This is a genomic window from Arthrobacter cheniae (assembly GCF_003602275.1).
Classification (GTDB): Bacteria; Actinomycetota; Actinomycetes; order Actinomycetales; family Micrococcaceae; genus Arthrobacter_D; species Arthrobacter_D cheniae.
Window position 1 is genome coordinate 285940 of the sequence record NZ_QZVT01000006.1, and the last position, 10391, is coordinate 296330.

Annotated in this window: 10 protein-coding genes and 1 pseudogene; 6 read left to right on the top strand and 5 right to left on the bottom strand. The window is 63.3% G+C overall.

From position 1 onward, the window contains the following. The first annotated feature begins 49 nt into the window (after positions 1-49). Entirely contained in the window at positions 50-544 is a 495-nt protein-coding gene (locus D6T63_RS13280) for a MarR family winged helix-turn-helix transcriptional regulator (protein WP_120149516.1), read from the top strand. A gap of 191 nt (positions 545-735) precedes the next feature. Here the strand turns inward: D6T63_RS13280 and D6T63_RS13285 are convergent, their stop codons facing one another. Further along, positions 736-1482: a formylglycine-generating enzyme family protein gene (locus tag D6T63_RS13285; RefSeq protein WP_120149557.1), complete on the bottom strand. Its 747-nt coding sequence runs from the start codon at positions 1480-1482 to the stop codon at positions 736-738. A 344-nt stretch (positions 1483-1826) separates the two neighbouring features. Between D6T63_RS13285 and D6T63_RS13290 the strand changes: the two genes are divergently transcribed. Together D6T63_RS13290 and D6T63_RS18975 are read left to right on the top strand one after the other, a co-directional pair. Next, positions 1827-2471, top strand: coding sequence for a TasA family protein (locus D6T63_RS13290; RefSeq protein WP_120149517.1), 645 nt, complete (start codon positions 1827-1829; stop codon positions 2469-2471). 354 nt (positions 2472-2825) lie between these two features. Beyond that, positions 2826-3317 (top strand): hypothetical protein, encoded by a 492-nt coding sequence (locus tag D6T63_RS18975; protein WP_147394376.1) that lies wholly within the window; start codon positions 2826-2828, stop codon positions 3315-3317. Positions 3318-3413: 96 nt separating this feature from the next. Here the strand turns inward: D6T63_RS18975 and D6T63_RS13305 are convergent, their stop codons facing one another. From D6T63_RS13305 to D6T63_RS13315, 3 genes are all read right to left on the bottom strand, one after another. Then, a complete protein-coding gene (locus D6T63_RS13305) occupies positions 3414-4205 on the bottom strand; it encodes an SRPBCC family protein (RefSeq protein ID WP_120149520.1) in 792 nt (263 codons plus the stop codon). After that, positions 4202-4780, bottom strand: coding sequence for a winged helix-turn-helix domain-containing protein (locus D6T63_RS13310; protein WP_120149521.1), 579 nt, complete (start codon positions 4778-4780; stop codon positions 4202-4204). The genes D6T63_RS13305 and D6T63_RS13310 overlap by 4 nt, the downstream gene beginning before the upstream one ends. Positions 4781-4927: 147 nt before the next feature. Further along, complete coding sequence (locus tag D6T63_RS13315; protein WP_120149522.1) at positions 4928-5185, bottom strand: hypothetical protein; 258 nt, start codon at positions 5183-5185, stop codon at positions 4928-4930. 470 nt (positions 5186-5655) lie between these two features. Between D6T63_RS13315 and D6T63_RS13320 the strand changes: the two genes are divergently transcribed. Further along, on the top strand, positions 5656-6075 hold the full coding sequence (locus D6T63_RS13320) for a MarR family winged helix-turn-helix transcriptional regulator (RefSeq protein ID WP_147394377.1): 420 nt from the start codon (positions 5656-5658) through the stop codon (positions 6073-6075). 466 nt (positions 6076-6541) lie between these two features. Continuing rightward, a pseudogene (locus D6T63_RS13325) lies at positions 6542-6948 on the top strand (dihydrofolate reductase family protein). 255 nt (positions 6949-7203) lie between these two features. Here D6T63_RS13325 and D6T63_RS13330 read toward each other — a convergent pair. Beyond that, on the bottom strand, positions 7204-7788 hold the full coding sequence (locus D6T63_RS13330) for a DinB family protein (RefSeq protein ID WP_220725935.1): 585 nt from the start codon (positions 7786-7788) through the stop codon (positions 7204-7206). 848 nt (positions 7789-8636) lie between these two features. Between D6T63_RS13330 and D6T63_RS13335 the strand changes: the two genes are divergently transcribed. Next, positions 8637-8876, top strand: coding sequence for a YegP family protein (locus D6T63_RS13335; RefSeq protein ID WP_120149525.1), 240 nt, complete (start codon positions 8637-8639; stop codon positions 8874-8876). The last annotated feature ends 1515 nt before the right edge of the window (positions 8877-10391 follow it).

A 10391-nucleotide genomic window follows, 5' to 3' on the forward strand; every position in this document is an offset into this window, starting at 1 on the left:
GAAAAGCGTACACCACTTCAAGTTCGAAGCAACCCCCTATGATTGAACGATGACTGAACAGCCTGCTTCCCTGACGCCGACACAACTGAGCGCCTATTTCGCCCTGACGGAAGTAAGCAGCCTCCTGCGCCCCGCGGTGGAGAAACAGCTTCGAGATGTCGGCGCCCTGAGTTACGTCCAGTTCCAGCTCCTGGCACGCCTGGGCGACGCCGTCGACGGCCGCTCGCGTATGACCGACCTCGCCGACGGGGTGGTCTACAGCCGCAGCGGCCTGACCTACCAGGCCCAATCGCTCGAGGAGCGGGGTCTGATCACCCGCTCCCCCTCGCCCGACGATGAACGCAGCACCATCGTCGCCATCACCGCTGCAGGCAGGGCCGTACTCCAGGCGGTATTCCCCGGGCATATCGAAGCCGTCCGCGGACTGCTCTTCACCCCTCTCAGCGACGACGACGCCAGCGACCTTGCTCGCATCCTCGGTCGAGTCAGCGCCCACCTGCGAGCAGCTCCACCGCGCTCAGCGGCCCGCCGGCGGAAGACATGATCCCTGCGGCAGCCGGGAATGAACGAGCGGGGTGAGCAGACCTGCATGTCGCCGCCGTCGGCCTCGGCCGATGTCGAGGATGCTGGTGCCTTGCTTCCGGTCTCCGCTCGCGGCAGCAGAAGTTCCGCACCTGACCCGTTGACCGACCCGCCTACCTGCACAACACCCGCCCGCAAGCGCGCTGGTTCCGGCTAGGACTGTTGGGGCGGCCAGCCCAGCGGTAGCGGCCCGTCCATGGTCCCCCGCTCGGTATCTGCCAGTGCTGACCAACCCTGTGCTGCTTGCTGTGTGCGGAACGCGCCTTTTGCCAGACGAAGGCCGACGTCGGAATGGCTCATCCCGGGCGCTCCGCCCCGCCGGGTGGACGCGCGGACATTCCGCCGCTTGTCGGCGAAACCACCTCCGCGGAAGACCCGGTAGTTCCCGTACCGCGCTGGGTCGAGGAAATCCCAGCACCACTCCCAGACGTTCCCGAGAGTGTCGTGCAGCCCGAAAGCGTTGGCCTGCCGCAACCCGACCGTCTGAGGTTCTTCCACCCGATCATCGGCAGTCCATGCAATGAGCTCGAGTGGCCCGTAGTGCGGCCCATCGGTACCAGCACGGCAGGCATATTCCCACTGGGCTTCCGTCGGCAACCGGTACCCGGAAGCGCCGGTCTGCCATGTCGCACTGCCCTCATCCAGTACGTAGGCAGGTTCGAGCCCATCCATCATCGATCCCGTGTTGCAGAACCGGATCGCGTCCATCCAACTCAGGTCCACCACGGGCGAGAAGACAGCCGATTCACCAGGGCCCATTACCTGCGCGTACTGATCCCTGCTGACCGGAACGACACCCAGCTCGAATGGCTCGAGCTCCACGGACCAGTGGCGTCGGCGCCGTGCGTCATGCAACTCCACTTGCCCCGCCGGCAGCAGACGAAAATCGGGAGCAGTCATTCCGCAATGCTCCACGGAGTACGACAGCACGACAAGCCACCGATCAGCCCACACCAGAACCTGTTCGATGAGGGATCCTTCTGCGGGACGGAGCAGGCAATCAATTCGCGGTGAACCGGGTGAATGCCCAATTTTGAAGCTCGGGGTCGCGTGCGGCTTGAACCGATGGCTGCCTGCGAGTACGGGGTGAGCCGGGAACCTGTCTTCGGTGTTCCTTCGCTGTTCCTTCGCGGGTATAGCCTGCTCCGGTTTAGTCCTGGTGATCAGAATCGATACAGAAGCACCGGAACCCGCTGGGGGGACCGGGAACACCACCGGCACGTCTCACGGAAAAAGGTCTCATCATGGCACGCATCTCCCGCACCTCCGGCCTCTCGATGAAGACCACGTCCGGTAAGGTCTTCGCGTCCGTCGCGTTGCTCGGCGTGGCAGCATCAGTGGCGGGCCTTGGCACTTACGGTTCCTTCACCTCGACGACGTCCGCCAGCGAGATGGTCACCGCCGGCACGGTCGACGTCCGGCTCGGTGCTGCGGGCACGGACGCGAATCGCCTCACCATCGCCGCTACCGGCGTTGTGCCGGGCGACACGATCCAGCGCGCCGCGACGCTCACCAACGCGGGCAACCAGAACTTCGGTGGCGTGACCCTGAGCACCACCGCTACCGGTACGGCCTCGAAGCTCACCAGCGACCCGGTGAACGGCCTTCAGGTCGCCGTCGACGCATGTAGCCTCCCCTGGACCGAGACCGGCACCGCGCCTGCCTACACCTACACCTGCTCCGGCTCCGTCTCTTCGGTCCTGCCGTCCCGCGCGATCATCGGCACGGATATCGTTCTTTCGAGCCTGCAATCGATCACGACGTCGAGTGCTGACTACCTGCGCGTGACTGCCACGCTGCCTACGGCTGCGGACAATTCGTTCCAGGGTTTGACGAGCAGCGTGAACTTCGCGTTCACCGCCACCCAGCGTGCAGCCACCAGCCGCTGACCTCTGTCAGTCACCGCGTAGGTCACCGCAGGTGTTCCTCCGGAGAGATTGCGGTGCTCCACCGATGATCGGTTCATCACGCGAAAGGACGGAGAGGGCGGCGGCGCTGACGGATGATGCGCCGGTCACCGACGGGCTGGCGGGACAACAGCGGTCCGGACCCAGGGTGACGCAAACGAGGCAGTGGAGCCGTGACTCGCAACTCTTGAGCGTGACTACATGCAGGAGGATGTGCCCTCAACCCGCCCCACCTTCATGCACACCTTCCACCGGCCGTCCCCCATGTTGAATCTTGAGGGAAACTTCGAGTCCTGCTCGGCGTCCGAGCCGCTCTCACCCATGAGACTGGAGGGTATGACCACGTCCGGCGCCTCGACCAGTGACAGAACCAGGGGACGAGCACGCTCGCCGTGGTCTGCAGGGCGTCGCTGGTTCACCATCATCCTGGTATCGGTGACAGCACTTATCGGTGGACCCGCACTCGCGCAGGCTTCCTTTATCAACACCGCCAACGCCGTGGCGACGGTGGGAACCTATGAAATTCCCGCGTCGGCGTCCCTGTCAACCTCAGTTGACTGCACCAAACGAGCCAATGAACGCACGATGACCATCACCATCACAGGCTTCGCCCGCGTCGATAAAGCCACCTCCTACACACTTACCTTGAGCGAGTCCGGCACGAACTCCGCGCCCACGACGATGCACCTCACCGCGACTCAGACCACCGCGACAATCAGGCAGACCACAACCCCATCCGCATCCGGCAGATTCACCCTCAACCTCACCGCGCGAGTAGGGACATGGGTCAGCAACACATCCCTCACCCAGACCCTCACCTGCCCCTGACCCCGCTTTCTCCAGGTGCACGCTCGCAATGCTCGACGACGAACTGCCATCAGGAGGCCTCGCAGCCCCGGCACCCTACGGCTGCGCGGCCCAAGGTCATGCCGGGACGGTGAGCCCCTGCAGCCAGGTTCGCCAGGCAGGTTCTTCGCGCCGCACGTAGTCCTCCGCGTCGGCGGAGAACAGGTACGCCCGCACGCCCGCCGTCGCCGTGCTGTCGCCCTCGGCATAAGCGAAGATGCTCAGCATCCCGGGCACCGGCGCTGTGAGCCGGACCAGCGTCTGCCGCTCGGCAACACGCTCGACCCTGCCGGTAGCGCCGCGCACCTCGACCGCCTCACCCACGGCGCCCAGCCCAAGCGCATTGCTCAGGGTCGCCCAGATCGCCTGCGCGTCGCCGGGGTGAGAGGCCGTGGCCTCGAGCAGTGTGGCCTCCTGACCGGGGAAGTGCGAGAGGTAAAGGCGCAGGTTGTCGAAGAACGGTATCCAGTTGGGGCCCATGTCCTCCCAGAACTCCGACTCCCAGGCGGCACCGGTTCCAAAACCGCTGCTGGTAACGCGCACGACGCAGGTGCCGCCGGATTGCGCCTCGACGAGGAACTCCGACGTGAGGGGGCTGAGCGCTTCCGGGTCCTTGCCCATGAGAGCGGCCCAGTCCTCCTCGTAGACGAGACGGCGCGGAGGATCCCAGCCAGTGACCTGGCCGTCCGAACCCATCTCAGGACCCATGGTGAAGTGCAGGGAGCCACCCTCGCGCTCCTCCATCTCGGTCGGCAGGAACCAGGCGCTCATGCCCTTGGCGGTGGCGATGGCCTGCCAGACCTGTTCCGGGGTCCCGGGGACCTCGACGCTGAATTCCAGGCGGTACGGGACGTTCGGGATAGTACTCATCGGTTCTCCTCAACAAGGGGGTGTGCGGCGACGACGAGCCGGTGTGGGCGCCCGTCGTCATGGTGGTAGCGAGCGGCCAGGTCGAGCACCGCGGCGGTCAGGTCGTCGGCGAAAGCAGCCCGGTCGGCGGCCGACCGGAAACCGATCTGCGTATCGATGGTCAGCGTCGGCAGACCCTTACCGGACGCACCGGCCCTGCGTGCCAGGGCGCCGACCTCGCGAACCAGCCGGCCGGCCAGCGCCACGAGATAACCCGCCGACAGGTGGTCGCCGTTGGAATCCGGATCAGCAGCGGCCGCACTTACAGCCGCCGGGGACACGACGTACGACGCGGCGGTCGCCCGCAGCACCCGTTCGGTGATGCCCCCGTGACGGCGCTCCTCGACCAGCTCGAGCAGGCCGTGCGTCTCGAGCGCCTTCAAGTGGTAGTTGATCTTCTGGCGTGTTATGCCGACTCGGGCGGCGAGCCCGGCGGCGGAGTCTGGAACGGCCAACTCGCCGAGCAGTCTGGCCCGGACCGGATCCAGCACGGCGGCAGCTGCCTCCACGCTTTCGATAACTTCGACGTCATGCATATCACCATCGTGATCTTGACAATAAAAGTTGTCAAGGCCTCGGCTCCCTTACGTCATAGTCGCTTGTGGACATCTGGTTGGAGGTCGGGTGGCAAGTCGACCGAACCGAAGGATGCCGCGACGGTCCCGAGGTGACCAAGTGGAGGCTTACTGCCGTGCCTGATGGAGACGCTCATCCAACGCCTCGAGATCGCCGATTGCCGCCCGTAGCAGCGCTTGCTTGTCACCCAACCCGGAATCGACCTGCTCCGCCGGCAGGATCGTCGGGGTCTCCCCCGGTGCTTCCTCGACGGCAGAGAGGATCTCGACCACGTCAGCTGCAAGGGTTTCCCTGACCTCCTCCAGCGAATCGAGCTCGTTGTGCATTGGAGGAGGGCTTTGCGCATGCGGGTCGTGAAGGGACATGATCGGGTCTCATTTCTGTGGTGAGGAGCGCACGAGGGGCACAACCACCGGACAGACGAGTTGTTGCCCAGCGTGCTGTGCCCGTGTGCACCTTCGTCGTTTCCCCACTATCAACCGTAACGGCCCCATCGACCACGCCATTGCATCCCTGCACCCCGGCATAGGTGACAGGTTCCGATGCGTGTTCGGAGAGGGCGGACCCAAGACTCTCCGGTTGGATGCAGAGCTCGCCCTTCATGTGGGCACTCTCGTACCGATGGTGAGAAGCCGCATCCGCGGCGGGCTGCACAGATTGGCTGCTCGCCTGAACGAGAAGACGCGCCTTCAGTAGTGGGTATCACTCAGGTGCGCGGCGCCCGGCCATGGCGGTCCATCGCCGCAGTTCTAGGAGGGCCTACTTGCTCGGCGGTGGGGTCCTTGCTGCTTCTGAGCAGGGGATACGGTGGGTACGGGGGAGAAAGTAGGTGCACGTGGATACATCACAATGGACGACCAGTCGCTTATTGAGTACTGCTGCCCGAATGAACGACCACCATCAGGACCAGCGTCTGACGGACCTGGACATCACGCATGTAGGCGCGACGACGTTGGAAGTCCTGTCGGACAATGGACCGATCACCCAGGTGCAGCTTGCCACTTTGGTACATGTCCAGGCTCAGAGCATCGGGCGAGTTCTCGAAAGGCTCGAGTTCAAGGGACTGGTATCCAGGACGCGTGACGCCTTGGATTCACGGTCGATACGAACGCGCATCACGGCGAGAGGACGAACTCTTCTCCACCGCATCGATCAACTGGCCAATCCCCCGGCTGAATCATCTGCGCTGTCTGATCAGATCCTTCGAAACCAACTGATCGCCGTCATCAAGCGGCTTGAAGCTACTCCAGCCTGACGAGGACTTCCATGCCCCCCGATGAGGGGCGTGTCCTCAGGAGAAGCTGCCAGCTGCCGGGCGGGTCTAGTCACCACCACAGCGCTGTGTTGAACTGGACTGCGGCACCACCAGGTATGAGACCCTAACTGGTGCAGCTACAACAAGTGCGGAGCGCCAAAGTACCGGTGCGCCGCACTTGTTGCATAAAAGATGTCCTCGTCCCTGTGAGGAGCGGTTGTAGCACGCGCCGGGGCGGTAGCTGGTGAAGGCTTCGCGTCGGAAGCCGAGCTACTCGCCGCGGACGAGCCACTTCATCATGGAGTGACGTCTGAATTGACGTCGGAGTGAACCACTCGCCGTCCATCGTCCTTCGGAATCTCTTGCCTCGGAGTGGCCTGACTGATGAGTTCTGCGTACCGTGCTGGTTTGTACATCGCTCACCGACTCACGGGAAATTGACGCCGCGCGCAACCTGACCTTCGCCATGAACCTGAGCGTGGACGGCTACATCGCCGCGCCCGGCGACGACCTCGGCTGGAGCCGAACGAGCGACGAGCTGTTGCAATGGTGGTCCGACCGGGTGGGGGGACGGGCCTGGCGATGTACGGGCGCAAACGGTGGGAGACGGTGAACTCGCACTGGCGGGTCACCGAAATCAGCAGGCTCAAGGCCGACGACGACGGCTCGATGGACATCGGCGGTGCCACACTCGCCGCGGCGGCCATGCGGGCCGGCCTGATCGACGAGTAGGTGATCGTCACCCACCCGGTCCTGGTGGGCGGCGGCACGCCGTTCTTCACCGCCCTGGACAACTGGGTGAACCTGAGCCTGGTGGAGATCCGGACGTTTCCCGACGGTATGGTCCTGACCAGGTACGAGACCAGGCGCTGAGTGCCCGACATCGGGATACGACCCGTCTCACGCTGACGCACGACGGGCTCGGAACTGCGGTCACCGCCTATCCTCCTGGCTGCACACCCGCCTCCTCTACCTTGAAGCACTCCTGGATCAGCCACCACTCATGGGTGACTTCTGGTCAACATACGACGGGCTTGCCGAGTCATAGGCCATCGGAGCCGTTCACCCTGCAGTAGGTCCACGCTGCTCGGAAGGATAGGTGGCTGTAGCCGGGCTATGATCGCTCGTTCATCCCATGCTCTTCGCGCCGTCCAGGGACTCACGAATGATGTCGGCGTGACCGGCGTGCTGGGAGGTCTCGGCGATGATGTGTAGCAACACCCGCCGGGCTGACCAACGCGCGCCCGACTCGAACCATGGTGCCTGAGGTAGCGGGTGGTCGGCGTCCAGGTCGAGAGTTCCCACCAGCTCGTCAGTGCGGCGCGCCACGTGCTCGTAGCGTTCCAGCAGCGCCGCCACCGTCACGCCGGTTGGCACGACGAACCGCGGGTCCACCGTCCCGCCACGCTGGGGGCCTCCACCGCCGGCAGATTCGGCGGGTTCTTCCTGCTCCTGCTCGTTCCCTTCCTTGCCGTCGCTCATCGCGTCGGGGCCGCCCAGGATGAATACCACCCAACCCTCCTCAGTGTCCGCGACATGCTTGAGAAGCCCACTCAAAGTCAAGGCACTGGCCGTGGTGCGCAGCCCGGCCTGCTCGTCGGTCAAGTCACGAAGTGTCAACCGGAAGAAGTACCGATGTTTGGCCAACGTCTCCAACAGGTCCGACCGCTCCCTGCTGCTCGTCGTCGTGCTGGTGGTTCCAGTGGTGCTCACGATATCCGGCCTCTCGTAGGGTCCAATAAACAGAACGATAGGTGCCTTGGAGGTCAGCTTTCGACCTGAATTGCTCGACGCTTGCCAATATGGCGATCACGAGCAAATGGACCGTCATCGGAAAGGTCGGTGCAGCTTTCCTGCCACAACTGCTCACGCCTCGCCCGGGCGCCGCGCCCGTTCCGGCTCGGAGCTGGCTGGTCGTCAATCTTCAGACACCGATCGAACCAGCTCGGGCTGTGCTTGGCGTGCCGGTTCAACCCTCGGCTCAACCCCTGACCTGCATTTACGCGAGCCGGCACAGTCGCAGTCATATCAAATAATTCACTGGCCGTTGCGTGCCGGTTCCCCAAACGGCAAGGCCAGCTTCTCGAGGACCGCACCCCATCTCGTCCTGATCCCCCGCCAACTCGCCCGGGCGAGGCACTCTGACTCTCCCGCCACTGCTGCTCCTTCTGTGTCTTGCAGCCCTGTCTTTCAAGCTGGGGTTCCGAAACGCAGCAGGGACGAAAGCGACACCCTGATCATCAGGTATTGCTCCTGTGTCAGTAAAGGGGCGGGAAACAACAAAATCAAGGAACAAAAGACTAGGCTACTTAGCAAAAGGGGAAACAAAATAATCTAGGCTCCTTAGTAAACAGCACTTTGAAAGCACTTGCGCTGACCAACCCATAGGTGATTACTCGCCAGTACGAGATGAGACGCCTACCATAGGTGAATTGGGTGTGGCTGGGGTCACATAGGGGAAGCCCTATCCCATTTCCGGGCCGACCGGAACGCAGCGTTGAGTTCCGGATTCGATGACGAACCCGAGCAGTTTCTTTTGCCTCGGTGATTAGGGGGTAGTTATGGCCGGAACGTTCGAGCTTTTTCGTGACGGAGGAGTTTCCTTCAGGTTCAAGTTGATAGCGGCCGGTGGGTCGGTCGTAGCCGTATCCGGGCAGTTCGCGGATAAAGAGTCAGCGGTCGAGGGTATCCGCGTGGTCCGTGAGTGCGCTGGGACGGGGCTGATCACCGATCTCTGCCCAACGATGTCCCGTGAAGCAGCAATGGAGCGGAACCCCCTGCCGACCGCCGCGGTCGTATAACAAACCCTTCAGTCCAAGGAAAGCCGCCCGCGAGGGGCGATGCCCAAGAGGCGCCAGGTCGTCTGATACTTGAAGCGCTCACAGCGCCCGGTCAAGATATGCCGGAGCTGCGGAACGACAACCCGCTTCAAGAGCTGATTTCCTGTCTCCTCACGGGTAGGGCTCGTCGCGGTTACCTCTTACCTGTCTCCACAAGCGCACCAGCAGGCGGTGCAGTCGTGTGTGGCACGGGGGTTACGACTGGCTTTCGGTCTGAGCCGCGCCGACACGTAGCAGGCATGAAGAATTGCCGCTGGAGGTCGGAGGCTCGGGCATGCTCAGGGCGTAGTGCGGAGCAAGGTATGTCCTTGGAGTCGCTGCTCAGGTAGCGGTACACGGCGGCGCGGCTGGCTCCGATGATTTTTCCGATGACGGCCGGCGTGAGCCTCTGGGCCTTGAGGTCCCGGGTCTGCACTTCGGCATTCCGTAGATGGTCGTCTGCAATTCACCACGCCCAGCGTGGTCGGGCCAACCGCTGCAGGCACACCGGCCTCTGCGGATCCCCTCTGTGGCCGCTCCGGTCTTACCCGTCGCTTGGTTGGTCCTGACTGATTCTGCGGAGGGATGCACAGAAGGAGGGATGGCGCACGGTACTCCCTTGATGGAGCGTGCATGGTTTTCCCAACATCTGCTCAGTACCGTGGCGGCATGCTTTCTTGTCCAGTGCTTCGGTGTACAAATCCAGGTGCCGCCTTCGTGGTGGGCAGTCAGGGCGTCAGGGGTGGTTATCGCGAGGCTTATGTCTGCACTGAACATAAAGCCTCGATCGACGCCGGTTCTCTCTGGTATGTGGATGGGCATTCGGTCTTGATAGGTCAGGACATACCTCCGGTCCTGGAGAGGATGTCCGTCCGACCGAGCGTGGGGTCCGAGGGCTTCACTCTCATCCTCCACGTCGCAGGCCAAACTGAACCTATTGAAGTTTTTCTGACGCCGACCGGAGCAAGGACGCTGGCCGTGTTCATCAACGCGGCCAGCAGCGACAGCCCACCAGCACTGAACGAGGCGCTCCTGCACAGGTCACACTGATCACCTCAGAGCCCGATAGGTTGCAGGTGTGTATCCCTCCATCACATGCACGAATACGGTTGGTCGCGGTGGTTCAACCTCCCAGGTAGTTCGAGGTCGGCCGATAAAACACCGCGTCGTCGGTCCGCCCAAACTCCCTGCCATCACCGCAACAGCCATGGCAGCTCCGTCTACAATGTCGCGCGACGGCAGTGTTAGTTGGACGGCAGCGCCTCCACGGGTGCCGGCAGTGACAAGGTGCACCACGTCAGCGGCCCCGCAACCACGCCCTTGACCGGCGCTACCGCACATCAGAATCTGGGCAGGTGAACATTCCGGTCGACCTTCGCTGGAATGTTCGTTCTCGTCAGCGATCGTGGTCTCGGGAGGATCGGGAATCGCTGTGGGATGGTTTTCGGACCGCCGGGTCCAAGGTGTGGAACCTATTTTTGGCCTGTGAGCAGGGTG